27 protein-coding genes and 1 tRNA gene are annotated in these 23,874 nt (G+C 66.9%); 8 read left to right on the forward strand and 20 right to left on the reverse strand.

What is annotated here, in order from left to right; translation table 11 throughout:
- Positions 1-28: 28 nt before the first annotated feature.
- The 4 genes from AC5P7E_RS19200 to AC5P7E_RS19215 all read left to right on the forward strand — a co-directional run bounded on the left by AC5P7E_RS19200 (position 29) and on the right by AC5P7E_RS19215 (position 3,912).
- Complete coding sequence (locus AC5P7E_RS19200; RefSeq protein ID WP_049396260.1) at positions 29-409, forward strand: CopL family metal-binding regulatory protein; 381 nt, start codon at positions 29-31, stop codon at positions 407-409.
- A 75-nt stretch (positions 410-484) separates the two neighbouring features.
- Positions 485-2,296: a copper resistance system multicopper oxidase gene (locus tag AC5P7E_RS19205; protein ID WP_049396259.1), complete on the forward strand. Its 1,812-nt coding sequence runs from the start codon at positions 485-487 to the stop codon at positions 2,294-2,296.
- Positions 2,293-3,318, forward strand: a complete 1,026-nt coding sequence (locus tag AC5P7E_RS19210; RefSeq protein ID WP_049396258.1) for a copper resistance protein B — start codon at positions 2,293-2,295, stop codon at positions 3,316-3,318. The genes AC5P7E_RS19205 and AC5P7E_RS19210 overlap by 4 nt, the downstream gene beginning before the upstream one ends.
- 81 nt (positions 3,319-3,399) lie before the next feature.
- Entirely contained in the window at positions 3,400-3,912 is a 513-nt protein-coding gene (locus AC5P7E_RS19215; RefSeq protein ID WP_049432721.1) for a GNAT family N-acetyltransferase, read from the forward strand.
- A 73-nt stretch (positions 3,913-3,985) separates the two neighbouring features.
- Here AC5P7E_RS19215 and AC5P7E_RS19220 read toward each other — a convergent pair whose 3' ends face one another.
- Positions 3,986-4,294: a TFIIB-type zinc ribbon-containing protein gene (locus tag AC5P7E_RS19220; RefSeq protein WP_044570743.1), complete on the reverse strand. Its 309-nt coding sequence runs from the start codon at positions 4,292-4,294 to the stop codon at positions 3,986-3,988.
- A gap of 149 nt (positions 4,295-4,443) precedes the next feature.
- Here AC5P7E_RS19220 and AC5P7E_RS19225 point away from each other — a divergent pair, with 149 nt between their 5' ends.
- Together AC5P7E_RS19225 and AC5P7E_RS19230 are read left to right on the forward strand one after the other, a co-directional pair.
- Positions 4,444-5,211 (forward strand): CPBP family glutamic-type intramembrane protease, encoded by a 768-nt coding sequence (locus AC5P7E_RS19225; RefSeq protein ID WP_111174254.1) that lies wholly within the window; start codon positions 4,444-4,446, stop codon positions 5,209-5,211.
- Positions 5,212-5,303: 92 nt separating this feature from the next.
- The gene (locus tag AC5P7E_RS19230) at positions 5,304-5,726 is read left to right on the forward strand and encodes a response regulator (RefSeq protein WP_005414268.1); all 423 of its coding nucleotides are present in this window, start codon (positions 5,304-5,306) and stop codon (positions 5,724-5,726) included.
- 8 nt (positions 5,727-5,734) lie between these two features.
- Here the strand turns inward: AC5P7E_RS19230 and AC5P7E_RS19235 are convergent, their stop codons facing one another.
- Together AC5P7E_RS19235 and AC5P7E_RS19240 are read right to left on the reverse strand one after the other, a co-directional pair.
- Positions 5,735-6,673: an alpha/beta hydrolase gene (locus AC5P7E_RS19235; RefSeq protein ID WP_111198483.1), complete on the reverse strand. Its 939-nt coding sequence runs from the start codon at positions 6,671-6,673 to the stop codon at positions 5,735-5,737.
- 82 nt (positions 6,674-6,755) lie between these two features.
- Positions 6,756-7,598, reverse strand: a complete 843-nt coding sequence (locus AC5P7E_RS19240; protein WP_111198485.1) for an alpha/beta hydrolase — start codon at positions 7,596-7,598, stop codon at positions 6,756-6,758.
- Between the two features lie 174 nt (positions 7,599-7,772).
- Between AC5P7E_RS19240 and AC5P7E_RS19245 the strand changes: the two genes are divergently transcribed.
- On the forward strand, positions 7,773-8,111 hold the full coding sequence (locus AC5P7E_RS19245; RefSeq protein WP_005410743.1) for a hypothetical protein: 339 nt from the start codon (positions 7,773-7,775) through the stop codon (positions 8,109-8,111).
- A gap of 75 nt (positions 8,112-8,186) precedes the next feature.
- Here AC5P7E_RS19245 and AC5P7E_RS19250 read toward each other — a convergent pair.
- A tRNA-Lys gene (locus AC5P7E_RS19250) sits at positions 8,187-8,262 on the reverse strand.
- A gap of 178 nt (positions 8,263-8,440) precedes the next feature.
- On the opposite strand from AC5P7E_RS19250, the gene AC5P7E_RS19255 reads away from it, so the two are divergent.
- Positions 8,441-9,397, forward strand: coding sequence for a DUF2268 domain-containing putative Zn-dependent protease (locus tag AC5P7E_RS19255; protein WP_076739542.1), 957 nt, complete (start codon positions 8,441-8,443; stop codon positions 9,395-9,397).
- A gap of 187 nt (positions 9,398-9,584) precedes the next feature.
- Here the strand turns inward: AC5P7E_RS19255 and queC are convergent, their stop codons facing one another.
- The 16 genes from queC to AC5P7E_RS19335 all read right to left on the reverse strand — a co-directional run bounded on the left by queC (position 9,585) and on the right by AC5P7E_RS19335 (position 23,847).
- Positions 9,585-10,250: a 7-cyano-7-deazaguanine synthase QueC gene (gene queC, locus AC5P7E_RS19260; protein WP_005410745.1), complete on the reverse strand. Its 666-nt coding sequence runs from the start codon at positions 10,248-10,250 to the stop codon at positions 9,585-9,587.
- Between the two features lie 78 nt (positions 10,251-10,328).
- A complete protein-coding gene (queE, locus tag AC5P7E_RS19265; protein ID WP_076739543.1) occupies positions 10,329-11,030 on the reverse strand; it encodes a 7-carboxy-7-deazaguanine synthase QueE in 702 nt (233 codons plus the stop codon).
- Between the two features lie 139 nt (positions 11,031-11,169).
- Positions 11,170-11,988, reverse strand: a complete 819-nt coding sequence (gene ybgF, locus AC5P7E_RS19270; RefSeq protein WP_005414274.1) for a tol-pal system protein YbgF — start codon at positions 11,986-11,988, stop codon at positions 11,170-11,172.
- 3 nt (positions 11,989-11,991) lie between these two features.
- Positions 11,992-12,510, reverse strand: coding sequence for a peptidoglycan-associated lipoprotein Pal (pal, locus tag AC5P7E_RS19275; RefSeq protein ID WP_005410748.1), 519 nt, complete (start codon positions 12,508-12,510; stop codon positions 11,992-11,994).
- 64 nt (positions 12,511-12,574) lie between these two features.
- Positions 12,575-13,894 carry a Tol-Pal system beta propeller repeat protein TolB gene (gene tolB, locus AC5P7E_RS19280; protein ID WP_005410749.1) on the reverse strand — a complete coding sequence of 440 codons (1,320 nt, stop codon included), beginning with the start codon at positions 13,892-13,894 and terminating at the stop codon, positions 12,575-12,577.
- 283 nt (positions 13,895-14,177) lie between these two features.
- Positions 14,178-15,233, reverse strand: coding sequence for a cell envelope integrity protein TolA (tolA, locus tag AC5P7E_RS19285; RefSeq protein ID WP_111198487.1), 1,056 nt, complete (start codon positions 15,231-15,233; stop codon positions 14,178-14,180).
- Positions 15,223-15,651, reverse strand: coding sequence for a protein TolR (tolR, locus tag AC5P7E_RS19290; protein ID WP_005410751.1), 429 nt, complete (start codon positions 15,649-15,651; stop codon positions 15,223-15,225). The genes tolA and tolR overlap by 11 nt, the downstream gene beginning before the upstream one ends.
- 24 nt (positions 15,652-15,675) lie before the next feature.
- A complete protein-coding gene (gene tolQ, locus AC5P7E_RS19295) occupies positions 15,676-16,455 on the reverse strand; it encodes a protein TolQ (RefSeq protein ID WP_005410752.1) in 780 nt (259 codons plus the stop codon).
- A 10-nt stretch (positions 16,456-16,465) separates the two neighbouring features.
- Positions 16,466-16,897, reverse strand: a complete 432-nt coding sequence (ybgC, locus tag AC5P7E_RS19300) for a tol-pal system-associated acyl-CoA thioesterase (protein WP_062605806.1) — start codon at positions 16,895-16,897, stop codon at positions 16,466-16,468.
- A complete protein-coding gene (gene ruvB / locus AC5P7E_RS19305; protein WP_005410754.1) occupies positions 16,887-17,927 on the reverse strand; it encodes a Holliday junction branch migration DNA helicase RuvB in 1,041 nt (346 codons plus the stop codon). The genes ybgC and ruvB overlap by 11 nt, the downstream gene beginning before the upstream one ends.
- Before the next feature lie 522 nt (positions 17,928-18,449).
- On the reverse strand, positions 18,450-20,369 hold the full coding sequence (locus AC5P7E_RS19310) for a potassium transporter Kup (RefSeq protein ID WP_005410755.1): 1,920 nt from the start codon (positions 20,367-20,369) through the stop codon (positions 18,450-18,452).
- Positions 20,370-20,418: 49 nt separating this feature from the next.
- Positions 20,419-21,012, reverse strand: a complete 594-nt coding sequence (gene ruvA, locus AC5P7E_RS19315; protein WP_005410756.1) for a Holliday junction branch migration protein RuvA — start codon at positions 21,010-21,012, stop codon at positions 20,419-20,421.
- A 13-nt stretch (positions 21,013-21,025) separates the two neighbouring features.
- Positions 21,026-21,547 (reverse strand): crossover junction endodeoxyribonuclease RuvC, encoded by a 522-nt coding sequence (ruvC, locus tag AC5P7E_RS19320; protein ID WP_005410757.1) that lies wholly within the window; start codon positions 21,545-21,547, stop codon positions 21,026-21,028.
- 105 nt (positions 21,548-21,652) lie between these two features.
- Positions 21,653-22,384, reverse strand: a complete 732-nt coding sequence (locus AC5P7E_RS19325; RefSeq protein WP_005410758.1) for a YebC/PmpR family DNA-binding transcriptional regulator — start codon at positions 22,382-22,384, stop codon at positions 21,653-21,655.
- 233 nt (positions 22,385-22,617) lie between these two features.
- Positions 22,618-23,250, reverse strand: a complete 633-nt coding sequence (locus AC5P7E_RS19330) for an esterase/lipase family protein (protein WP_005410759.1) — start codon at positions 23,248-23,250, stop codon at positions 22,618-22,620.
- Between the two features lie 75 nt (positions 23,251-23,325).
- Positions 23,326-23,847, reverse strand: a complete 522-nt coding sequence (locus tag AC5P7E_RS19335) for a GNAT family N-acetyltransferase (protein WP_076739546.1) — start codon at positions 23,845-23,847, stop codon at positions 23,326-23,328.
- Between the last annotated feature and the right edge of the window lie 27 nt (positions 23,848-23,874).

The following is a 23,874-nucleotide window of genomic DNA, read 5'->3' on the forward strand; positions in this document are numbered from 1 at the left end:
CACGGCCGCTTGCGGCTAGATTAGCGCCATGTCCCTCGCCTCGACCCTGCTCCGTGTCGTGCTCATGCTCAGCCTGCTGCTCAACGGGCTGAACGCGGCCATGGCCAGCGGTCACGAGGAAATGGGCCGGATGGCCCACGCGGCAGCCGCCCTTGAAGGCGGCAATGCCGACTGCCACCACCACGCCGCCATGCAGGCCGATCAGGCCCCGCAGGCCAAGGCCCCCGCCCACGACGCCCACTGCCAGATCAAGGACTGCGTGCGCAGCTGCGCCCAGCACCCGCTGCTGGTGGTGCAGGCGTTGCCGTTCATGGCCGGCCCGGCGTTGTCGCTGGCACCGCAGCCGATGCCGGCCACCGGCCGCCCGTCGCCGCCGCTGCCGCCGATCTCACGCCCTCCCATCGGCTGATTCCACACGCACTGTGCGCCCTGCGCACCGGAGCCGGCCACCTGCCGGCGTCTTTACGTGTCTGGAGTCACCACCATGAATACCCGCATTCCCCCCGGTCCGGGCGCTGTGCCCATGCCGTCGCGCCGCCTGTTCGTGCAGGGCCTGGCCGCCGGTGGCGTGGTTGCCGGCATCGCCGCTGTCGGCGTGCCGCAGCGCGCGCTCGCCGCCGCCACTGCCGCCCCACGGCTGGCCGGTGCCCCCGCCGTGCTCAGCGACACCCGTATCGAACTGGCCATCGGCGAATCGCTGGCCAATTTCACCGGCCGCACCCGCCCGGCGATCACTGTCAACGGCTCGCTGCCGGCACCGATCCTGCGCTGGCGCGAAGGCCAGACCGTGGACCTGTTCGTGCGCAACACCCTGGAACGCCACCCGACCTCGATCCACTGGCACGGCATCCTGCTGCCGGCCAACATGGACGGCGTGCCCGGCCTGAGCTTCAACGGCATCGGCCCCGGCGAGACCTACCACTACCACTTCGAACTGAAGCAGTCGGGCACCTACTGGTACCACAGCCACTCGATGTTCCAGGAACAGGCCGGCCTGTACGGCGCGCTGATCATCGATCCGGCCGAACCGGCGCCCTACCGGCACGACCGCGAGCACGTGATCATGCTGTCCGACTGGACCGACATGGACCCTGGCGCGCTGTTCCGCCGCATGAAGAAGCTCGCCGAGCATGACAACTACTACAAGCGCACCCTGCCCGACTTCCTGCGTGACGTGAAGCGCGAGGGCTGGTCAGCCGCGCTGTCCGACCGTGGCATGTGGGGGCGGATGCGGATGACGCCCACCGATATCTCCGATATCAACGCGCATACCTACACCTACCTGATGAACGGCACCGCCCCGGCCGGCAACTGGACCGGCCTGTTCCGCAGTGGCGAAAAGGTGCTGCTGCGCTTCATCAACGGCGGGTCGATGACCTACTTCGACGTGCGCATCCCCGGTTTGAAGATGACCGTGGTGGCCGCTGACGGCCAGTACATCCACCCGGTCAGCATCGACGAATTCCGCATCGCTCCCGCCGAAACCTACGACGTGCTGGTCGAACCCACCGGCCAGGATGCGTTCACCATTTTCTGCCAGGACATGGGTCGCACCGGCTACGCTGCCGGCACGCTGGCGGTACGCCACGGGCTGCAGGCACCGATTCCCGCGCGAGACCCACGCCCGTTGCTGACGATGAGCGACATGGGGCACGACATGGGCAGTGGTGGCCATGGTGGCCACGACATGGCCGCAATGAAGGGCACGGAAGGTAGCTGCGGCGCCAGCATGGGCCACGGTGCGCACGGCGGCGGCGGTACCGCCAGCAAGGTACCGAAGCATCCGGCCAGCGAGCGCAACAACCCGCTGGTGGACATGCAGAGTTCGGCCACCGAGCCGAAGCTGGACGACCCTGGCATCGGCCTGCGCGGCAACGGCCGCCAGGTGCTGACCTACGGTGCGATGCGCAGCCTGTTCGAAGACCCGGATGGCCGCGAGCCGAGCCGCGAGATCGAGCTGCACCTGACCGGCCACATGGAGAAGTTCTCCTGGTCGTTCGATGGCGTCCCGTTCGCCAGCGCCGAGCCGCTGCGGCTGAACTACGGCGAGCGCATGCGCATCGTGCTGGTCAACGACACCATGATGCAGCACCCGATCCACCTGCACGGCGTGTGGAGCGATCTGGAAGACGCGCAAGGTGAGTTCCAGGTCCGCAAGCACACCATCGACATGCCGCCGGGCACCCGCCGCAGCTATCGCGTGCGCGCCGATGCACTCGGCCGCTGGGCCTACCACTGCCATCTGCTGTACCACATGGAAGCAGGCATGATGCGCGAAGTGAGGATCGAAGAATGAGCCGCTCACTGCTTTCCCCCAGCCTGCTGGCCCTGGGCCTGGCCGCCGCGTTGCCGGTGTTCGCGCAGTCGCACGCCGGCCATGACATGGGCGCGATGAACGTGCCTGCGAAGAGCGCGAAGACCCCGGCCGAATCGGTCGATCATTCAAAGATGGATCATTCGGAGATGGACATGGGTGCGGCGGATCAGGCCGGCATGGACCACTCCACGATGGACCACTCGAAGATGGACCATGGCGCGATGCAGCCAGCGGCGATGGACCATTCGCAGATGGACCACGGGGCGATGGGCCACGGCACGCCTGCACCCACCGAACCGCGCGAACCGATCCCGGTCCCGACCGATGCCGACCGCGCCGCCGCCTTCCCGCCGATCGCGCATGGCGCGATGGAACACGCGCCGGAGATCAACAGCCTGCTGCTGATCGACCGGCTTGAGCATTGGGATGGCAAGAGCAGCAACGGCCAGGCATGGGAAGCCACCGGCTGGGTCGGCGGCAACATCAACCGCCTGTGGCTGCGCACCGATGGCGAACGCGGCCGCGGCCGCACCGAATCGTCGTCACTGGAAGCACTGTATGGCCGCAGCGTGTCGCCGTGGTGGGACGTGCTGGTCGGCGTGCGCCAGGACTTCCGCCCGTCCGACTCGCGCACATGGGCGGCCATCGGCATCCAGGGTCTGGCGCCGTACAAGTTCGAAAGCTCGGCCACGCTGTACATGGGCTCCGGCGGCCAGGTGCTGGCCAAGGCCGAGGTCGAGTACGACGTACTGCTGACCAACCGATTGATCCTGCAGCCGCTGCTGGAAGCTACCGTTGCGGCCAAGGACGAGCAGGAGTACGGCATCGGCCGTGGCCTTAACAAGGTAGAGGCCGGCCTGCGCCTGCGCTACGAGTTCAGCCGTCGCTTCGCGCCCTACATCGGCATCAGTCACGAACGCAGTTTTGGCGACACCGCCGACTATGCCGGTGACCACGCGCGCGACACGCGCTGGGTGGCCGGCGTGCGCATGTGGTTCTGAGCAGCAGATCGTGAGCAATGGCCAGCCCCGGCAGCCGCCGGGGCCGGCTACACTGCGCCACGTTCCAATGCAGGCACCGCCATGTCGTTGCAGATCCGCCGCGCCACCCTTGCCGATGTCGACGCGCTGTCGGCGATCGCCATCGCCACGTACAACGAAACCTGGGGCGATTCCTATCCGCCGCAGGAGCTGCACGATTTCCTGCAGGCGCACTACAGCAGCGAACCGCAGCGCATCGAACTGTCCGACCCACGCAGTGCCATCTGGCTGTTGCTGGACGATGACGCCGTGGTCGGCTACCTGGCCGCCGGTGCCAACACCTTGCCGCACACGGATGCATGCGAGGGTGACATCGAACTGAAGCGGTTCTACATCCTGGCCGGACACCAGAACGGCGGACATGGTGCACGCATGATGGACGCGTTCATGGCGTGGCTGGACCAGCCGCAGCGCCGCACCCTGTGGGTGGGCGTGTGGGAAGAGAATTTCGGCGCGCAGCGCTTCTACGCGCGCTATGGCTGCAGCAAGGTTGGCGAGTACGACTTCATCGTGGGCGATACCCACGACCGCGAGTTCATCCTGCGTCGGCCGTGATCACGCGCCCCATGTAGAGTCAAGCTTGCTCGACTGTTAGCGCCAAACGTCGAGCATGGCTCGACGCTACAAACTAGAAATCGAACAACTCCGACAGGAAGCTGTCCTTCTTCTTTTTCTTGTAGCCGTGTCCCCGGTTGTCCTCGTAGCGCTGGCCGAGGTGGCGGGTATCACGGTGCGTCACCGGTGGCGGCGCGGACGCCGGCTGAGCCTGCACGGGCGCTGGCGGAGGTACTGCAGCACCGGCGCCTGCACGTTCGATGATCTTGTCCAGCTCGCCACGATCCAGCCACACACCGCGGCAACTCGGGCAGTAATCAATCTCGATGCCATGGCGTTCGGCCATCTGCAGCGTCTGGGTCTTGCACACGGGGCACAGCATCGGCATTGCTCCTGTCGGTCTGGTTTCGACTGTACCTGCACCGCGATGACTGTGCGGCAACGCGTGACCGATGGCACAGGGACTTCCGGCGCGTGTCCACATGCATACCGCGTGGCACGCTGCGTCCTTGTTCCGCAGGGAATGCGTACATGACCGTGTTGTCCCGCCTGCCCACCACCGCACGCCTATTGCTGGTGCTGCTGGGTGTCGGCCTTGGCCTGAACCTGCGCGATATCGCCACGGCCATCGGCACACCGATTCCCGCACTGCCCATCCCCTATGGCGGCAGCCTGTTGGACAACGCGCTGGCGGTACTGGTGGCACTGCTGCTGGCCGCGCTGCTGCGGCCCCGTGGCATGAGCCTGCTGGCCAGCCTGGGGCTGCGCGGCAACGGCTGGAGCGGCCCCATGTGGGTGCTGCTGGCCAGCCTGCCGTGCTGGCTGGGCCTGGCGCTGCTCGGAACACCGAACAGGGCACTGAATGCACTGGATGCCGCCATGCTGGCGGTGCTGTTCCCGCTGGCCGAGGAAGTGCTCTTCCGCGGCTTGGGCTTCGTGCTGCTGGTAAAGATCGTGCGCGGCCCCTGGCCATGGCTTGCACTGCCGCAGGCGCTGTTGTTCGGCATGGTGCACTGGCTCGGCTTCGGCGGGTTCGACGGTGGCGGCATCGCGCTGTTCGTCGGCGCGGTGATCGCCCTGGGCGGCTTCATCTTCGCCTGGCTCGACCACCTTGACGGCAACACGCTCTGGTGCGGCCTGGTCCTGCATGTTTCGATGAACCTGGCCTGGAATGTGTTCAGCCTCGATGACGCCCTCGCATTGGGCTGGCAGGCCACCAGCCTGCGCATCGGCACCGCCCTGCTCGCGGTCGCGGTGCTGGCCTGGCACGTGCGGCTCCGGCGCCAGAGAGGCCTGTAACGCCCGCTTAGCTTGCCGTGCACGTCGGGATCACTACCGGCTTGCGCATACTTGCACGCCTTTTCACCGTTGCTGTCCGGAGTTGTCGCGTCATGTTGCTGTCCAAGCGCCACGTTGAACCCCGCGTCCTGCTTATCGAGGACGCCGAGGAAACCCGCGAACTGAGCCGGCTGGCGCTGGAAAGCCAGGCCTGCCACGTAGTGGGCGTGAGCTCTGCCGAAGCGGCGCTGGGCCTGCTGGCCGCCGGTGAGCGTTTCGACCTGCTGTTCACCGACGTGAATCTGGGCGCGATCAGTGGCATTGAAGCCGCCAATCGGGTCCGCGGCCTGTATCCCCAACTGCCGATCCTGGTGACGTCGGGCATGGACCAGCACCAGGTGCTACCGCAGCTGCGCGACGGCATCCATTTCCTGCCCAAGCCGTACAACATGAGCGAGCTGCTGGACGCCATCCGGCTGTGCTTCCGGCACGCCGATGTGGGCGTGTTGACCGGGCCGGATGCACAGGCGGCCTGAGGCATTCATCAACCGCTGCTGTACGGTCCGGTACCCGGGAACACCTTCAGCAGTGCGCGGGTGATCATGTCCGGGTAGACGGTGAAGTGATCCTCGTCATCGATCACCATGTTCTCCACCTTCAACGATCGCCCGCTGCTGCGCAGCTGCTCGGCGAATTCGGCGTTGTGGCGCAGCATGTCGTTGCGGGTGAAGTAGCGCGGTTCGGGCTTGACCGTTTCAAAGCTGCCCACCGACAGCACCACCGTGGTGGGCTGCGCCGGCGCCTTGGCTTCGGCCTGCATGCGCGGCACCCGATGGTCGTCGAACCACAGCGATGGGCTGGACAGGATGTAGGTGCGGAACATGTCCGGGCGCGTGGTCAGCACATAGGCGCCGAACAGGCCACCATAGGAATGACCCGCATAGGCACGCCGCGCCGGATCGGTGCGGTAGCGCGCATCGATCATCGGCAGTACCTGCCCAGCGAGGAAATCGCGGTAGTGCGCCGCGCCGCCGTAGCTGACGTCATCGCTGTAATCACGCGGATCGCTACGCGCCGGGTCGCTGGGCGTGTAATCGCGCGAGCGGCTCTGCTTGGAGGTCAGGCCTTCCTGCGGCGGCAGCCCGACCAGGATGAAATCCTCGATGTTGACGCCCTTCTGCCCGACCATGTTGCGCACGCTGCGCACCAGCGGGAAGCTGTACAGCGCATCGGTCACGTACAGCACCGGGTAGTGCTTTTCCGGATGCGCCGCATAGTCGGCCGGCAGCGCCACCCAGACCGGATAGTCGCGGCCGACCGGGTCGTGCACGCGCAGCGCTTCGGTGTCCGGCAGCACCACACCCGGCGTGGCACTCGGCGCACTGTCCTTCGCTTCACTCTGCATTGCGGGCGGCGCGACCGATATCGCACAGCCACTCACGGCCAGGCAGGCCGCCACACTCCATCCACGCACACGCTGCATCCACACGCTCCCGTTGCGGGCGGCGCACCCGATGGCGCCGCTGCCGCATCGTTGCATGGTGTGCAGGCGGGTACCAGTGCGGTCAGGGCGAGGCCGGCGGCGGCGCCGGGAACAGCGTGCGCAGCGCCTGCAATGCGGCCGGGTGATAGATGGTGGCGTGGGTTTCCTCCGGCAACGGCAGGTACTTCACCAGCGGCGACGGCGACGCCTGTTGCAGCAGCGTGGCCAACTGCGCGGCGGACACAGCCAGCTCTGGCTGCCCACTGCTGGCCAGGAACACGCGCGGCTGCGCACGCGTCACCGCCGCCAGCTGCTTGGCCGCGCCGGCCAGCATTGCGCCACGGTTCCACCACAGGCTGGGGTCCAGCGCGATGTAGCTGTTGAACAGCGTCGGCTCCTGCAGCAGCGTCTCGACCACGAACAGGCCAGCCAGCGACTCGCCGATCAACGCGCGTTCGTCGGTAGTCGGGTAGCGCTGGCGCACCTGCGGCATCAGTTCATCGCGCAGGAAGGTACGGTAGGCCGCCGAGCCGCCGATGCGCGGCGCGATCTTCTGGTCCTGAGGGTCCTTGCTGGGGCCGGTCATGTCGCGGCGGCGCTCGGTGTTCTCGATGCCAACCAGCAGGAACGGACGCATGCTGCCGTTGCCGCTGAGCACCTGCACCAGCCCGGCCACATGCAGGAAATCCTCGCCGATGCCGCCGTCGGGCATGTAGAGCACCGGTAGCGGTGCCTTCGGGTCCAGCCCCCACGGCTGCGGGCGGTAGACGTTGATACGACGGGTCTCGCCCAGCACCTTCGACTCGATGGTGAAGGTCTCGCCGATGACCAGCGGCGTGGCGGCGGCGGGCGACGCGGATTCGGCGGCCATCAGCGGCGCGGCGGAGACGACGGACAACAACAGCGACAGCACGATCAGACGCATGGGACGGCCCATCCTGGGAAAGATGCCGAGCATAGACCGCCGGAGGCACTGTCGTTCGCGGCACTTTGCCGATCTGCCGGAACTGGAGCACCATGGAGCCGGTGATGGTCATGCAACGGGCACTTTGGCTCAAGGACTGGTCGCCGCCACGCTCATATCCACAAGGAGGTTCCCATGTTGAGTGTATTGATCGCCACCACCCTTGCCGCCGCCTCACCGCAGTCCAGCAGCACTCCGCCAGCATCCGCAGCGTATGCGGACTGCCTGCTCGCCCACCTCCAACCGGGATTGTCCGACCACGCGATCCCGCTGCTGCAGCAGGCCTGCGTCGCGAAGTATCCGGAGAGCTACGTCGCATATTCAGAACTGGAACGCCGGATCAGCGCGCAGCGCCGGGCTGACTTTGACGCGGCTCAAGCGGAAGCCGTGCGTTCCGCGAATGCGGCAGCGACGGCCGCACAGCAAGCTGCCGACGCGGCGGCCGCAAAAGCCAAGGGAATGCGGGCGAAGTAGAGGCCACGAACCAGGGCAACAAAAAAGGCACCGCATTACGGTGCCTTTCTGAATGACCTGGGTCATTGGATGCAATGGTGGGCCGTGAAGGATTCGAACCTTCGACCAAAAGATTAAAAGTCTTCTGCTCTACCGACTGAGCTAACGGCCCATTGCACTGCCCCAGCCTTTCGGCGGGGTGGGCATTCTACCCTACTTTACCGGGCCGGGTGAAACCCTGGTGCGTCGAGGTTGCCGGCCAGCGGCCGGCACTACCCGATCTGGTGAGCCCGCTTAAACCTTCTGGGCCTCACGCGCATCCCAGCTGTGATTCCTGCCCGGAGCCACGGATGCGCCTGCCCTTCTGCCTCATTGCCGCCCTGTTGCTGCCCTGTGCGGCACTGGCCGCCCCATCCCAGGTCGTCACCGACGACATCGGCCGCTTCTGGGCCACTTATGACGCTGTGCGCGCCGAGCCCGACGTTGAACGCCACGTCGCACTGGTGCAGGAGCGCTACATCGATCCAGGCAGCCCCGGCCTGCATGCGCTGATGCAGGTCCGTAACTACACCGCCCGCGAATACGCCGAGGCCATGCGTGCGTGGCCGCGCTTCTGGACGTCGGTACGCCCATTGACCGCCAACGCGCAGCAGGCCAGCGCCACACTGGAACGGGACCTGGCCGCCTTCCGCACGCTCTACCCCGCCCTGCGCCCGGCCACCATCACCTATGCCGTGGGCGTGCTGCGTACTGGCGGGACCACGCTGGGTGACAAGGTACTGATCGGTGCGGAGATGGCGCTGGGCGATGAACGCGTGGACGTGAGCGAGCTACCGGAGCCGATGCGCAGCCGCCTGCGGATCTTCTACGACAGCCGTCCGGGGGCGAACAACGCGCAGAACAACCTGCACGAGTACGTGCATACCCAGCAGCGCGAGACTACCGGCAGCCTGGCGCAGTACGCGGTGCGCGAAGGCGTGGCGGAGTATGTGGCCGAACGGCTGAGCGGGCGTCGGCCGGCGTTGCCGCTGTACAGCTACGGGCCCGCGCACGAAGCGGAAATCCGCGCGCGTTTCGTCGCTGAAATGGACGGCGGGGATCTGGACAACTGGCTGTACAACAGCGCCGGTAATCCGTTCGGGGTGAGTGATGTGGGGTACTACGCCGGCTACCGCATCGCGCAGGAGTACATGCGCCAGCAAGCGGACGAGAAAACCGGTGTCGCGCGGATGATCGAGCTGGACTATGCCGATCCGAAGGCGGTGCGGGCGCTTATTGAAGCGTCGGGGTGGCTGCGGCAGCGGTAGCGCCGGGCCATGCCTGGCGGGTCAGGGAGTGCGAACCAACGGTTCGCACCCACCAGAGTCAGACCTGCCCGGCGGGTCGGGGAGTGCGAACCAAGGTTTGCACCCACCGAGGAGCAGTTCGCACCCACCATCTGGAAATTCACACCCATCAGGGAAGCCGGCCAGCGGCCGGCACTACCAGGGGCGATCAGGCGTACAGCGTCGGGTCCGGCACGCCGGCTTCGGCGAAGCCCTGCGCGCGCAGGCGGCAGGCATCACAGTGGCCGCAGGCGGCGCCGTTGGCGTCGGCGTTGTAGCAGGACACGGTCAGGCCGAAGTCCACGCCCAGGCGCACGCCTTCGCTGACGATCTGGCCCTTGCTGAGGAACTGCAGCGGCGCGTGTACCTTGATGCCCGCACCTTCCACGCCCGACTTGGTGGCCAGGTTGGCCAGTGCCTGGAACGCGGCCACGAACTCGGGGCGGCAGTCCGGATAGCCGGAATAATCCACGGCGTTGACGCCGCAGAAGATGTCGTTGGCACCGAGCACTTCGGCCCAGCCGAGGGCCAGCGACAGCATGATGGTGTTGCGCGCCGGTACGTAGGTGACCGGAATGCCGGCACCACCGGCCTCGGGCACGTCGATGTCGTCGGTCAGTGCCGAGCCGCCGATGCTGCGCAGGTCCACGTCCACGGTCTTGTGCGCGACCACGCCCTGGGCCTTCGCCACGCGGGCGGCGGCATCCAGTTCGGAGGTATGGCGCTGGCCATAGCGCACGCTCAGGGCATGCACGGCAAAGCCCTGTTCCTGGGCCATGGCAATGACGGCGGCTGAATCCATGCCGCCGGAGAGAAGCACGACTGCCTTCTTCATGGGTAAAACATCCGGTTGGGAGGGGAAAGCCAGCACGCTGTCCCGCGCCGGAGCTACATCAGGGAACGCCGCGCGGGCTCATCGGCCCGGCTCGTCGTTCCACAGGATTTTATGCAACTGCATCTGGAAGCGCACCGGCAGGCGGTCTTCGACGATCCAGTCGGCCAGCTGCCGCGCGGTGATCTCGCCCTTGCTGGGCGAGAAGAACACGGTGCAGCGCTTCACCAGCTCGTGCTCGGCGACCAGGGCCTTGGCCCAGTCGTAGTCCTCGCGGCTGCAGATGACGAACTTGATCTGGTCGCGTGCGGTCAGCAGCGGCAGGTTTTCCCAGCGGTTGCGCGCCACTTCGGCCGACCCCGGGGTCTTGATGTCGACCACGCGCGATACACGCGGGTCCACCGCGCTGACGTCCAGCGCGCCGGAGGTTTCCAGCGAGACGTCCATGCCGGCGTCGCACAGCTTCTGCAGCAGCACCAGGCAGCGTTTCTGCGCCAGCGGCTCGCCGCCGGTCACGCAGACGTGGCGCACGCCCTGGGCCAGCACCTCGGCCACGATGTCGTCGATGTCCCACCAGGTGCCGCCATGGAAGGCATAGGCCGTATCGCAGTACTGGCAGCGCAGCGGGCAGCCGGTCAGGCGCACGAACACGGTCGGCCAGCCGGCGGTATCGGCTTCGCCCTGCAGCGAGGTGAAGATCTCGGTGATCTTCAGGCGCGGCAGCGGCGACTGCACGATGTCGCTGGGGGTAGCGACGGCGTTGGACTGGGTAACGGCGGTCATGGCAAACAATTCTTCATGGGACGGGCGACCGATTTATCGGCGCCGGAAACGAAAGCAGCCGAGCATGGGCTCGGCTCTACAGGAGGCTGCCGGAAATCAGCCCGGCGCCAGGGTACGCATTGTACGCCCGGTCAGCGGATCAACGGATCTGCTTGCCGAGGCGGATGGACTGCAGCCGATCCTGGGCGGTGCGCGCGGCGTCCGAGCCCGGGTACTGCGCCACGACGCTCTCCAGCGTCTGCTGGGCCTGGTCGACCTTGCCCTCGCCATACTGCGAGAGGCCAACCTTGAGCAGGCCGCCAGCGGCCTTGTCGTGGGTCGGATAGCGCGCGAGCAGTTCACGGAACTGGGTCTCGGCCATCGGGAAATTGCGGGTCGCGTAGTAGCTCTCGCCCAGCCAGTACAGCGCGTTCGGCGCGTAGACGCCGTTCGGGTACAGCTGCAGGAAGCTCAGGAACAGCTGCGCCGAATCATCGTACTTGCCGGCCTTCAGCGAATCGAAGGCGACGTTGTAGGAGGTGCGCTCGTCGCCGGTGGCGGCAAGGCTGCCGGCATCACCATGGACGGAAGGCGGCCGCTCGGAAGTGGCCGCCGCTGCGGGTTTTGCCGGGGCCGGTGCGGCCTTCGGCGCGCTCGCCGGAACGGGCGGCAGGGCCGGGGCGGCATTGCCCCCTTCCAACCGGTTCAGGCGGCTGTCCAGATCCAGGTACTGGTCCTGGGCGGACTGCTTGAGCTGGGCGTTGTCGTGCTGCAACTGCTCGATCGAGGCCTGCAGGCTGGTGACCTGCTGCCGCAGCTGGTTGATCTGGTTCAACAGGTCCTGGTTGGCACTGTTGTTGTACATCTGCTGCTCGAGCGCGCCGACACGGTCAGCCAGGCTCTGTCGCTGTGCATGCGCCGGTGCGGCAGCCACGAGGGCTGCCGCAACGACCAGCATCAGTTTGATGCCAATGCGCATGGATTACTGCGCGGTGTAGACGATTTCGACGCGACGGTTCTGCGACCAGCAGGACTCGTTCGACTCGGTGCAGACCGGACGCTCTTCACCGTAGGAAACGACGGTCAGCTGCGAAGCCGAGCCACCGTTGGCCTGCAGGGCCGAGTTGACGCCGTTGCCACGACGCTCACCCAGGGCCTGGTTGTACGCGCGCGAACCGCGCTCGTCGGTGTGGCCCTGCAGGGTGATGCGCGAGGACGGACGGTCACGCAGGTACTTGGCGTGGCACGCCATGATGGCCTGGAATTCCGGCTTCACGTCTTCCTTGTCCAGGTCGAAGTAGACAACGCGCTGGCGCAGGCAAGCGTCGGTATCCAGGTCGCCCGGGCCGTACAGGCCCGAGGTCGACGGACCGGTCGGGGTGGTGGTCGAGGTGCCGGTGTCGACCGGGGCTGCCGGCTCTTCCTTCACCTTCTTCGAGCAACCGGCCAGGACGGCCACAGACAGCAGGGAAACAAGCAGAACGCGGGTGGACTTGTTCATGGCGATACCTTTGTGGCTCCTAGGCCGATGAGGGGTTCAAGACAACGAAAATATTAACACTCTTTTAGCGCTGGGTACGGTATGGGGACCATGCCGGCTCGCGCACATCACCATCGGCCAGGACCAGGCGCTGGCGAACCCGCGCATCGGCCGAGACGGCATACAACACACCACGGCCACCTTCGCGGGCGGCGTACAACACCATGCTCGCGTTGGGCGCAAAGCTCGGCGATTCATCCAGCGAGCCCGGGGACAGCGTGCTCCAGCGCGGCGAACCCAGCGAGCTGTCCATCACCGCGATCTTGTAGCTGTTGCCCGAGCCTTGGGCGACGGCGATCTTCTTGCCGTCGTAGGACACCGAGGGCTTGGCATTGTAGTTGCCCTGGAAGGTCACGCGCTCGGCGCTGCCGCCGCCCGCGCCGACCTTGTAGACCTGCGGACGGCCGCCGCGGTCGGAGGTGAAGTACACCGCGCTGCCGTCCGGCGCCCAGGTCGGCTCGGTATCGATGGCGAAGTGGTTGGTCAGCTGGGTCAGCTGCTTGCTGCCCAGGTCCATCACGTAGATTTCCGGGTTGCCCGAACGCGACAGGGTCAGGGCCAGCTTGCGGCCGTCCGGCGAGAACGCCGGGGCGCTGTTGATGCCGCGGAAGCTGGTGACGAGCTCACGCGCGCCGGTACCGATGTTCTGGATGTAGATGGCCGAATTGCCACGCTCGAAGCTGACGTAGGCCAGCTTGCTGCCATCCGGGCTCCACGACGGCGACAGCAGCGGCTCGGCCGAACGCACGATGGTCTGCGGATTGAAGCCATCGGAGTCGGCCACCATCAGCGCGTAGCGCATGGCGTCGCCCTTGCCGCTGGCGGTCACGTAGGCGATGCGGGTCCAGAAGGCGCCACGCACACCGGTGATCTTTTCGTAGATGGCGTCGGCCATCTGGTGGGCAACGTCGCGCATGGCGTTGCCACGGGCGGTCATCGCCAGGCCCAGCAGGCGCTCGCCCTTGGGTACGTCGAACAGTTCGTACTCGACGCGGTAGGCGCCGGCACCGGCGTCGAGCACGCGGCCGACCACGATGTAGTTCTGCTTCAGCGCGCGCCAGGTGGCGAACTGGATGTCGCCGCCGCGCACCGGCTTCTCGACGATCTGCGCTTCGGGCAGCGTACGGAACTGGCCCGAGCGCTCCAGGTCGGCACGGACCACGCCGGCGACGTCGGTCTGCGGTGCAGCCGACGACCCCTGGTAAGGCATCGGCACGATGGTGATCGGCAGCGCGGAAGCATTGCCGCCGATGATGTCGATATCCAGCCCCTTCTGCTGCGCGACGGCAGCAAAGGGCAGCAACAGGGCCGCAAACACGGCAAGCCAGCGAGGCATCTTTTTCATGGAGCGCTCAATAGGGGGAAACCGGAACGAGGGATAACAAAGCGGCAGTGAACCGCTTCGCAATCATGAACCAAGGGTACGTGAATTCCGGGTCAGTTCCAGCCCGTCCTCTCACGCACCGTTAACGTCGTGGCTAACATCGCGCCCATGTGCCCCGTCACGCCGCCCTGCGGGGCGGTGTCCGACAGCAGCCCACAGCCTGCCCGGCCGAGACCTGGCCTGCCAGAGGCAAGCGCGACATCCGTGGACGCGGGCAGCGGAGAGCCACCCTGCCCTGCCCGCCTCAGCGATCCTGGGCGGTGAAGGTGAAGTTGAGCGTGCGTGCGAACACCGACTCGAAGCCGCGGTACGGCAGCGGCTGCGCGTTGAGCACGGCGGCCTCGATCGAGCGCTTGCCGGCCTCGTCGTACGGGCAGTTCGGGCTGACCTTGGCCTGCATCACCGTGCCACCCGGAATCTGGGTGATGGTGATCTGGCAGCGCTGGCCCAACGGCACCGTATCCGGGCGCACCCACTGCGACAGCACCTTGGCCTGGATGGCGGCTGCGTACTTGGCCGAAAGGTCGTCGCTGTTGCCACCGCCACCGGCGGCCGGCTGCGAGGCACCACTGGCACCGGCAGCGGCACTGCCTGCGGCATTGCGCGCGGCGGCCACCTGGCGCAGCTTCTGCTCGGCCAGCTTGGCTTCCTTCTCGGCCTGCTCGCGGCGGGCACGGATCTCGGCGATCTTCTTCTGCTTCTCGGCCTCGGCCTTGTCAGCGGCCACGCGCTCCTGCTCGGCCTGCTTCTTCTTCTCGTCCGCTTCCTGCTGCTTGGCCAGGCGCAGCTTCTGCTCCGCTTCTTCCTGGCGCTTGCGTTCGGTCAGGTCGATCTGTTCCTGGCGGCGCTTGGCTTCCTGTTCCTGCTTGGCCTTCTCCTGGGAGATGGCCAGCGCACTCACCGCTTCCTGATCCTTGGTATCCGGCTGCGCGACACGCTCCTGCGCCTGTTGCTGCTGCGGCGTGGGGGCGTCCTGCGGGCGCGGTTCCGGGATCGGCTGCGGCGGCGGAATGGTGTCTTCCGGCACCGGGATGGGCTCGGCCACCGGCGGCGGCAGGTCTTCCAGCTTTTCCGACTGGCGCAGGGCCTGGCGCGCAGCGGAGGCCTCCGACGCGGACAGCGCCAGGCTGGCCTCGACCGACGGATCACCGGCGGCGGCGTCGGTGTTGCGCTCGGGCGACCAGAACCAGGCCACGATGAAGACCAGCGCGACCAGCAGGTGCACCAGCAACGCCAATGCCAGGGGCAGGCCCCAGCCGGGTTCGCGCTGATGCGGGGGTGGCAGGGCGTCAGCGTGCATCGGTGGCCAGGCCTACCTTGTCTACCTTGGCGCGCTTGATCACATCCATCGCGGCGATGACCTTTTCATAGGCCACGGCACGGTCGGCGGCGACGATCACGCGCACGCCCTTGTCCTGGGCGGCGATGCCGGCCAGGCGGCCTTCCAGTTCCTCGGCCGACACGGCGGTCGGTTCCTTGGCATCGGGCAGCTTCAGGCTGAGCTGGCCGTCCTGGCGCACCGAGACGATCACCGGGTCCTGCTTGCTCTCCAGCGCCTTGGCGTTGGACTGCGGCAGGTCGACGTCGAAGCTCAGGGTGAGCAGCGGCGCGGTGACCATGAAGATGATCAGCAGCACCAGCATGACGTCGATGTAGGGAACGACGTTGATTTCCGATTTCAGCTTGCGGCGCTTGCGGCGACCGATGGCAGCGGACATGGCTTGGACTCCCGGGTCAGGCGCTTACTCGTCGCCAGCGCTCTGGCGCTGCAGGATGGAGCTGAACTCTTCGGCAAAGGTCTCGAACCGCACCGACATGCGCTCAACGCGCGTGGTGAAGCGGTTGTAGGCCCACACCGCCGGGATCGCCACGAACAGGCCGATGGCGGTAGCGAACAGTGCCTCGGAGATGCCCGGCGCGACGGCCGCGATGCCGGCCTGCGCACCACTGCTGATCATGTCGTGCATGGTCACCATGATGCCGAACACGGTGCCGACCAGGCCCACGTACGGCGCGGTCGAACCGATGTTGGCCAGCAGTTCCAGGTTGCGCTCGAGCTGGTCCACTTCGCGGGTATAGGTGGTGCGCATCGCGCGCTGCGCGCCTTCCAGCTGTGCGCGGCCATCCAGGCGGCGCTTGTCACGCAGGCGGGTGTATTCGCGGAACCCTGCTTCGAAGATGGCTTCCAGGCCGGTCACGCTGCGGCTGCGGTCGGTGGCCGCGCTGTACAGCTTGCCCAGGTCCGCGCCGGACCAGAAGCGGTTCTCGAACTCGTCGGCTTCGCGGGTGGCCTGCTTGAACACGCGGGCCTTGCGGAAAATGATCACCCAGCTGACGAACGAGCCGACCAGCAGCAGCAGCACGATGATCTTCACCGGCAGGCTGGCCTTGGCCATCAGTTCGAGGTAGTTGATGCCGCCGCCGGTGGTGGCCTGGGCAAGGGTCTGTGTCGCGGCGTTGCTGACGTCGGCCGGCAGTGCCTCGGTGACCGTGGCCTGCAGGGCCAGGAGCGTTGCGATCATCCGTTGTTCCTCAGTGTTCGGATTCGGGGTGGAGGTGGGGTTGCAGCACGGCAAGGACGGCCTCGTCCATGCCACGCGGGCGGAAACTGGCCGCGTCCAGTGCGGCGATGCGGACCTGGGCCGACAGCAGCAATTCGCCGTCGCGCAGGATCTGCTGGTCGAAGACCATGCTGGCCTTCTTCAGCTGGACCAAACGGGCGCTCACCTGCAGGGTGTCATCCAGCCGTGCCGGCCTGATGAAATCCATCTGCATCGAGCGCACCGCGAAGACCATCCCGTGCTCGGCGCGCATGCGCTCCTGGCCGTAGCCGAGCGAACGCATCCATTCGGTTCGGGCCCGTTCCATGAAGGCCACGTAGCGGGCGTGGTAGACCACGCCGCCAGCGTCGGTATCTTCCCAGTAAATGCGTGTCGGCCAACTGAATAGTGGCTCAACCGACATCGGGAACCTCCGCGAACAGGTCCTGCGGCGGGTTCTTCGGCTTCAGACCCATGTGCCGGTAGGCCTTGTGGGTGGCCATGCGGCCACGCGCGGTACGCACCAGGAAGCCCTGCTGGATCAGGTACGGCTCGACCACGTCTTCCAGCGTGCCACGCTCTTCGGACAGCGCCGCGGCCAGCGATTCGATGCCGACCGGGCCACCATCGAAGTAGTCGACCATGGTCTTGAGCAGGCGCCGGTCAAGCTCATCGAAGCCTTCCGGGTCGACCTTGAGCATCTTCATCGCGGCCTGGGCCACGGGCTCGTCGATGTGGCCACCGGCCTTGACCTGCGCATAGTCGCGTACGCGTCGCAGCAGGCGGTTGGCGATACGCGGGGTACCACGCGCGCGGCGCGCGATCTCCCCTGCCCCATCGGCGGTGCAGTCGATGCCGAGGATGCTGGCGGAGCGGCGCACGATACGGGTCAGTTCCTCGACGCTGTAGAACTCCAGGCGCTGGACGATGCCGAAGCGGTCGCGCAGCGGCGCGGTCAGCAGGCCGGCGCGGGTGGTGGCGCCGATCAGGGTGAACGGCGGCAGGTCGATCTTGATCGAGCGGGCGGCGGGGCCCTCGCCGATCATGATGTCGATCTGGAAATCTTCCATCGCCGGGTACAGCACTTCCTCGACCACCGGCGACAGGCGATGGATCTCGTCGATGAACAGCACGTCGTGCGGCTGCAGGTTGGTCAGCAGCGCAGCCAGGTCGCCGGCCTTTTCGATCACCGGGCCGGAGGTCACGCGCAGGGCCACGCCCAGTTCGTTGGCGATGACATGGCTGAGGGTGGTCTTGCCCAGGCCCGGCGGCCCGAAGATCAGTACGTGGTCGAGCGCGTCGCCACGCCCCTTGGCCGCCTGGATGTAGATTTCCATCTGCTCGCGCACCGGCACCTGGCCGAGGTAGTCGGCAAGGCGCTTGGGGCGGATGCTGGCGTCGGCGGCGTCATCCTCGCGGGTGGCGCCGGCGCCGATGATGCGGTCGTCGGTCATGTGCTGATTATGCGGCAAAAGTGCGGGTTTCGGCCGGGCTGCGCCCGGCACCCGCAGAGGCAACGGCAACGGCAACATCCAGAGCAACAGCCGAAGCGGGCTTCCTGGGGAATGGCGGGGTGGGTCCGCTTGCGGGGGACGCTGCAAGTACGTCCATGTAAGCTCGGTCGCCGCATCCATGCGGCTCACGCCCCCGCAACCGGACCCACCCCGCCTTCGACAGTTTCCTGCGATCTGTCTGGATGGCGTGGCCTGTGCCTGCTCTTGTGGGTGTCGACCTTGGTCGACACGGCAGATCCACGCCATGCGTGGATGGAACAGAGGGGGAGAGTTGGCTCAGCTTCTGGCGCGCGGTGCCTCCGCAAGCGGAGCCCCCTTGTTGTTCAAGGGGGCGCGCCGATAGGCGGGGGGATAAGGTGGAATGCGCGGAACGCCGGCGCCAACGGCGCCTGCGTTTCAAGGGGGCGCGCCGATAGGCGGGGGATGAGGTGGAATGCGTGTGGGGCGTAGCGCAGGCGGAGATTAAATCTCCACCTGCGCGCCGAGTTCGACCAGGCGGTTGCCCGGAATCCGGAAGAAGCCGGTCGCGGGCGCGGCATTCCGGTGCATCAGCGCGAACAGCTTGTCGCGCCAGATCGGCATGCCGCGGTTGGCGGTGGCCACAATGGTTTCGCGGCTGGCGAAGAAGGTGGTGTCCATCGGGTCGAAGTAGATGCCACCGTGGTCACACGAGCGCATCAGCGCCAGCGGCACGTCCGGGGTTTCCATGAAACCGAAGCGCACATAGACCCGGTAGAACTCGTCGCCCACCGACTCGATCTTCAGCCGCTGCCCTTCCATCGCATAGGGAATGGGCAGGGTTTCCACGTGCAGGAACACGTTGCGCTCGTGCAGCACCTTGTTGTGCTTGAGGTTGTGCATCAGCGCGTGCGGGGCCACGGTCGGGTCGGCGGTGAGGAACACCGCGGTGCCCGGTACGCGTACCGGCGGTGCCAGCATCAGGCCCGGCAGGAAGGTGTCCAGGCGGATGCCGTCCTTGCGGATCTCATCACGCAGCAGCTCGCGGCCACGCCGCCAGGTGCGCATCATGGTGAACAGGAAGATGCCCAGCACCACCGGGAACCAGGCGCCCTGCAGCAGCTTGGCGCCGTTGGCGATGACGAAGCCGAGGTCGATGATGAAGAACACCACGCACAACGGCAGCAGCCAGCCACGCGACTTCGGCCACAGCGAACGTGCCACCACCGCCAGCAGCAGGGTGTCGATCAGCATCGTGGCCGACACCGAGATGCCGTAGGCCACGGCCAGGTTGGACGAGCTGCGGAACGCCAGCACCAGGCCGAACACCATCACCGCGATGCCCCAGTTGATGCCCGGGATGTAGATCTGGCCGATGGTGTCGTGCGAGGTGTGCTTGATGCGCATGCGCGGGATGTAGCCCAGCTGCATGGCCTGGCGCGAGACCGAAAACGCGCCGGTGATGACCGACTGCGAGGCGATCACCGCCGCCATGGTGGCCAGGATGATCATCGGGTACAGCGCCCACGAGGGCACCGCCTCGAAGAACGGATTCTTCAGGGCCTCGGGGTGGTTGAGCACCAGTGCGCCCTGCCCCAGGTAGTTCAGCACCAGGCACGGCAGCACGAAGAAGTACCAGGCGTGGCGGATCGGGCGCAGGCCGAAGTGGCCCATGTCCGCATACAGCGCTTCGCCGCCGGTCACCGCCAGCACCACTGCACCGAGAATGAAGATGCCGTGCCAGCCGTGCTCCATGAAGAAGCGGATGCCCCACCACGGGTTGAAGGCCTTCAGCACCTCGGGCGCATCGACAATGTTGTAGATGCCGATCGCCGCCAGCGATACGAACCAGATCGCCATGATCGGGCCGAACGCCTTGCCGATCTTCTCGGTACCGAAGCGTTGCGCGGCGAACACTGCCAGCAGCACCACCAGGGTGACCGGCACGATGAAGACATGCAGTCCGGGCGCGGCCACCTCCAGGCCTTCGACCGCACTGAGCACGGACATGGCCGGGGTGATCACGCCGTCGCCGAAGAACAGCGAGGCGCCGAAGATGCCGAGGATGCCCACTACATAAGCCGAGCGCGAGCCATTGCGCAGCGTGCGCTGGGTCAACGCCATCAGCGCCATGATGCCGCCCTCGCCATCATTGTCGGCGCGCATGATGATGGTGACGTACTTCAGCGTCACCACCAGGTTCAGCGCCCAGAACGCCAGCGACAGCACGCCCAGCACGGTATCGTGGTCGCTGTTGAGCCCGTAGTGCGGCGAGAACGCCTCCTTCAGGGTGTACAGCGGGCTGGTACCGATATCGCCGAAGACCACGCCGATCGCACCGATGACCAGCGCCAGTCCTCCAGCGGAGGGGGCGTGGCCATGGCCGCCGGGGGCGGCTGCGTGCGGGGTTTGACTGCTGGACATGGGACTCCTGGCGAAGCTCAGGCGGTTTGTTGAAGGAAAGGAAGGCGGATCAACGCAGCGCCGACTGCAGCGCCTTGCGGATCACGGTGGCCACTTCGTCGCCTTCATTGAAGGCATCACGGGCCATGCGCGCGGCTTCGGCCGGCTTGTAGCCCAGCTGCTGCAGGGCCACGGTGGCGTCGGACAGCGGATCGGCCGGGGCCGGGCCACTGCCGGTGGGCAGCGCGCCGCCGGCACCGAACTGGGCCGCGCGGTCACGCAGCTCCAGCACCATGCGCTCGGCGGTCTTCTTGCCGATGCCCGGAATGCGGGTCAGCGCGGTGATGTCACCGGCCTGGACCATGCGCGCGAACTCCTCGACAGTGACGCCGGACAGCACGGCCAGCGCGATCTTCGCGCCGATGCCGCTGACCTTCTGCACATCGCGGAACAGGCGCCGCTCGCCCTCGCGCAGGAAGCCGTACAGCGAGACGCTGTCTTCCTTCTGCGAGTAGTGGGTATACAGGGTGACCTCGCGGCCGAGCTCGGGCAGGTCGTAGAAGGTGCTCATCGGCGCCTCCAGTTCGTAGCCCACTCCGTTCACGTCCACCACCAGCCACGGCGGCGCCTTGTAGGCGACGATGCCGCGCAGTCGACCGATCATTGCGTGCAGCTCCTCATTTGCGGCCCCATGCCTGGCGGGCACTGAGCCCCAGGCGGTTGGCCGTCGCCCTTACGTGGGCATGGGTGATCGCCACCGCCAACGCGTCGGCCGCGTCGGCCTGCAGCTTGATTTTCAGGTTGAGCATGAGCCCGACCATGTGTTGAACCTGTTGCTTTTCGGCGCCACCGCGCCCGACAACCGCCAGCTTGATCTCGCTGGCAGCATATTCGTGCACCGGCAGGTCGCGCAGCACCACCGCCGAGATCGCCGCGCCACGGGCCTGGCCCAGCTTCAATGCCGAATCGGGGTTGCGGGCCATGAACACGCGTTCGATGGCCACTTCCTGCGGCTCATACTCGCGGCACAGGTCGGCCAGGCCCAGCACCAGCAGCTTCATGCGCTGCGGGAAGTCGTCAGCGCCCAGCAGCACCAGCGGCTGGTGGTGCACGTAGCTGACGCGGCCGGTGGCATCGACATCAATGATGCCGACCCCGGTCCGCTGCGAACCGGGGTCGATGCCGAGGATGCGGGTCATGCTGCACTCCTGGCGGGGCGGAACGGAATGCGCTGGCAGGCGTATGGGCTCATGACTGTCCGCGGTGACCGTTCAACGGCCCGCGCCCAGGCCGTCGAAGACGGCTCAGGCGTAGGCGTCGGCGCCGAGTTCGGCGTTGGAATACACGTCCTGCACGTCGTCCAGGTCTTCCAGCATGTCCAGCAGCTTCTTGACCTGCAGGGCGACCTCGCCCTCGACCTTGATGTCGTTGTCGGCGCGGAAGGTGATCTCGGCGTGGTCGGCGACATGGCCAGCGGCGGCCATCGCGTCCTTGACTGCGCTGAACGCGTCAGGGCTGGTGACCACATCGATCGAGCCATCGTCCGGATAGACCACGATGTCATCAGCGCCGGCCTCGATTGCCGCCTCGGTGATGGCTTCCTCGTCGGCACCCGGGGCGAAGCTGAGCACGCCCAGGCGCTTGAACATGAAGGCCACCGAGCCTTCGGTGCCCATGTTGCCGCCGCACTTGCTGAACGCATGGCGGACATCGGCCACGGTGCGCACGCGGTTGTCGGTCAGGCAGTCGACGATCACGGCCACGCCACCCGGGGCGTAGCCTTCGTAGCGGATTTCCTCGTAGTCGACGCCTTCCAGTTCACCGGTGGCCTTCTTGATGGCGCGCTCGATCACGTCCTTGGACATGTTCACGGCCAGGCCCTTGTCCACCGCCACGCGCAGGCGCGGGTTGTTGTTGGGGTCGCCTCCACCGCCGCGCGCGGCAACGCCGATCTCGCGGATGATCTTGGTGAAAATCTTGCCGCGCTTCGCGTCGGACGCGTTCTTGCGGGCTTCGATGGAGGGGCCTCTACCCATGGGTGCTACCGTCTGGCTGCTTCAGGATCAAGGCGCGGATTCTACCTGATCGGGGGCGGCAACCGTGTCTAGGGCGGAGAGATGCCGTCGGGCATGGCCCGGCGAAGCGCGTGCGAACCAACGGTTCGCACCCACCAAGGCAGGACGGTTCGCACCCACCGAGGTAGGCCGGTCGCACCCACCAGGGCAGGACGGTCCGCGCCCACCGAGCCAGGGCGGTCGCCCCTACCAGATTACGCGGCGGCGGCGTCGCGGCTGTGGTCGAACTGGCCGTGGCGCAGGAAATGCGCAGTCTGCCGCGCGGCATCCGGCGACACCACGAGGCCGCTGTGGCTGGTGCGCACCACGCAATGATCGGTCAGGCCCGGCAGGCGGGTCTCGGCCAGGGCCACGGTGCCATCGGAGGCGTCGTCCATCGCGCCCAGCAGGCTGCCCAGACCATGCGGCACCGAACCGGCGATCAGCCCGACCTCGGCCTTGCCCTGCCAGTCCGGCAGGCCGTCCAGCAGCAGCTCGCTGCTGCGCCCCAGCGCCAGGCCCCAGCCATGATCGGACAACGAGCGCGCAGTGCCACTGCCGCGCAGCGGCGAGCCCAGGCAGACCACGCGCTGCACCGGCAGCTGCGGATTGCGCCGCAGCGCTTCCAGCGCCAGCAGCCCGCCCAGGCTGTGGCCGACCAAACTCAGTGGGCCGGCGTCGGCCAGCCGCTCCAGCAGCTGCGGTACGGCCACGTCCGGGCCACCGAACACCGAGGAATAACCAAACGCGTGCACCTGGAAGCCGCGCGCGCGCAGGCGCCAGGCCAGCGGCCCGACCCAGGCGCGGGCATTCCAGATGCCATGCAGCAGCAATACGGGGGGAGTCATGCAAACAGCCTGGCGGTCAGCGGGGCAGGAACGTACGGTGATTGAACACGCGCGCGCAGCAAGCGGCAGTGAACATCAGGCCGCGCGCGGTGCGCGGCGCAGGATGAATTCGAGATCGTTCGTGTCGCCCACCGGGAACAGGTATTCGCCGGCCTTCTCGAAACCGTAGCGGGCGTAGAAGCGCTGTGCGCCGAAGTTCTCCGACCACACGCCCAACCACAGGGTGCGCGGGCCCACGTGTTCCAGCCAGGCCAGCGCGGTTTCCAGCAGGCGGCTGCCCCAGCCGCAGCTTTGCTGCGTCTTGATCAGGTACAGGCGCTTGAGTTCGCCGTCACCGGGCTTCACGTCCGGGTGCGGCAGGCCACAGGGACCGGCGGCGGCATGGCCGACCGCCTCCCCGTCCAGCTCCAGTAGCCACACCGCGTAATCCGGGTGGGCCAGGATCACGCGCTGGCGCTCGACCGTGTAGGCCTCCTCAAGGAAGGCCTGCAGGTCCTGCGGCGGATACAGATGGCCGAAGGTTTCGGTGAACGTGCGGGCGGCCAGCGCCGACAGGGTCGGCGCGTCGTCCACGGTGGCGCGGCGGATGGAATACATGCAGCAAGTTGACGTCAGCGCGAAGGG

This window comes from Stenotrophomonas sp. YJH_SMC_25 (assembly GCF_059369595.1).

Bases quoted from the DNA above. Each gene is read 5' to 3' on its own strand.
- AC5P7E_RS19200 (WP_049396260.1), top strand. From the start codon at position 29: ATGTCCCTCGCCTCGACCCTGCTCCGTGTCGTGCTCATGCTCAGCCTG.
- AC5P7E_RS19310 (WP_005410755.1), bottom strand. From the start codon at position 20,369: ATGTCCAGCAGTCAAACCCCGCACGCAGCCGCCCCCGGCGGCCATGGC.
- AC5P7E_RS19205 (WP_049396259.1), top strand. From the start codon at position 485: ATGAATACCCGCATTCCCCCCGGTCCGGGCGCTGTGCCCATGCCGTCG.
- AC5P7E_RS19225 (WP_111174254.1), top strand. From the start codon at position 4,444: ATGACCGTGTTGTCCCGCCTGCCCACCACCGCACGCCTATTGCTGGTG.
- tolA (WP_111198487.1), bottom strand. From the start codon at position 15,233: ATGCACGCTGACGCCCTGCCACCCCCGCATCAGCGCGAACCCGGCTGG.
- AC5P7E_RS19240 (WP_111198485.1), bottom strand. From the start codon at position 7,598: ATGCGTCTGATCGTGCTGTCGCTGTTGTTGTCCGTCGTCTCCGCCGCG.
- AC5P7E_RS19210 (WP_049396258.1), top strand. From the start codon at position 2,293: ATGAGCCGCTCACTGCTTTCCCCCAGCCTGCTGGCCCTGGGCCTGGCC.
- queC (WP_005410745.1), bottom strand. From the start codon at position 10,250: ATGAAGAAGGCAGTCGTGCTTCTCTCCGGCGGCATGGATTCAGCCGCC.
- AC5P7E_RS19335 (WP_076739546.1), bottom strand. From the start codon at position 23,847: ATGTATTCCATCCGCCGCGCCACCGTGGACGACGCGCCGACCCTGTCG.
- queE (WP_076739543.1), bottom strand. From the start codon at position 11,030: ATGACCGCCGTTACCCAGTCCAACGCCGTCGCTACCCCCAGCGACATC.
- AC5P7E_RS19235 (WP_111198483.1), bottom strand. From the start codon at position 6,673: ATGCAGCGTGTGCGTGGATGGAGTGTGGCGGCCTGCCTGGCCGTGAGT.
- AC5P7E_RS19245 (WP_005410743.1), top strand. From the start codon at position 7,773: ATGTTGAGTGTATTGATCGCCACCACCCTTGCCGCCGCCTCACCGCAG.
- tolB (WP_005410749.1), bottom strand. From the start codon at position 13,894: ATGAAAAAGATGCCTCGCTGGCTTGCCGTGTTTGCGGCCCTGTTGCTG.
- AC5P7E_RS19230 (WP_005414268.1), top strand. From the start codon at position 5,304: ATGTTGCTGTCCAAGCGCCACGTTGAACCCCGCGTCCTGCTTATCGAG.
- tolQ (WP_005410752.1), bottom strand. From the start codon at position 16,455: ATGATCGCAACGCTCCTGGCCCTGCAGGCCACGGTCACCGAGGCACTG.
- ybgC (WP_062605806.1), bottom strand. From the start codon at position 16,897: ATGTCGGTTGAGCCACTATTCAGTTGGCCGACACGCATTTACTGGGAA.
- AC5P7E_RS19255 (WP_076739542.1), top strand. From the start codon at position 8,441: ATGCGCCTGCCCTTCTGCCTCATTGCCGCCCTGTTGCTGCCCTGTGCG.
- ybgF (WP_005414274.1), bottom strand. From the start codon at position 11,988: ATGCGCATTGGCATCAAACTGATGCTGGTCGTTGCGGCAGCCCTCGTG.
- AC5P7E_RS19325 (WP_005410758.1), bottom strand. From the start codon at position 22,384: ATGGGTAGAGGCCCCTCCATCGAAGCCCGCAAGAACGCGTCCGACGCG.
- AC5P7E_RS19215 (WP_049432721.1), top strand. From the start codon at position 3,400: ATGTCGTTGCAGATCCGCCGCGCCACCCTTGCCGATGTCGACGCGCTG.
- AC5P7E_RS19220 (WP_044570743.1), bottom strand. From the start codon at position 4,294: ATGCTGTGCCCCGTGTGCAAGACCCAGACGCTGCAGATGGCCGAACGC.
- AC5P7E_RS19330 (WP_005410759.1), bottom strand. From the start codon at position 23,250: ATGACTCCCCCCGTATTGCTGCTGCATGGCATCTGGAATGCCCGCGCC.
- ruvA (WP_005410756.1), bottom strand. From the start codon at position 21,012: ATGATCGGTCGACTGCGCGGCATCGTCGCCTACAAGGCGCCGCCGTGG.
- ruvC (WP_005410757.1), bottom strand. From the start codon at position 21,547: ATGACCCGCATCCTCGGCATCGACCCCGGTTCGCAGCGGACCGGGGTC.
- pal (WP_005410748.1), bottom strand. From the start codon at position 12,510: ATGAACAAGTCCACCCGCGTTCTGCTTGTTTCCCTGCTGTCTGTGGCC.
- ruvB (WP_005410754.1), bottom strand. From the start codon at position 17,927: ATGACCGACGACCGCATCATCGGCGCCGGCGCCACCCGCGAGGATGAC.
- tolR (WP_005410751.1), bottom strand. From the start codon at position 15,651: ATGTCCGCTGCCATCGGTCGCCGCAAGCGCCGCAAGCTGAAATCGGAA.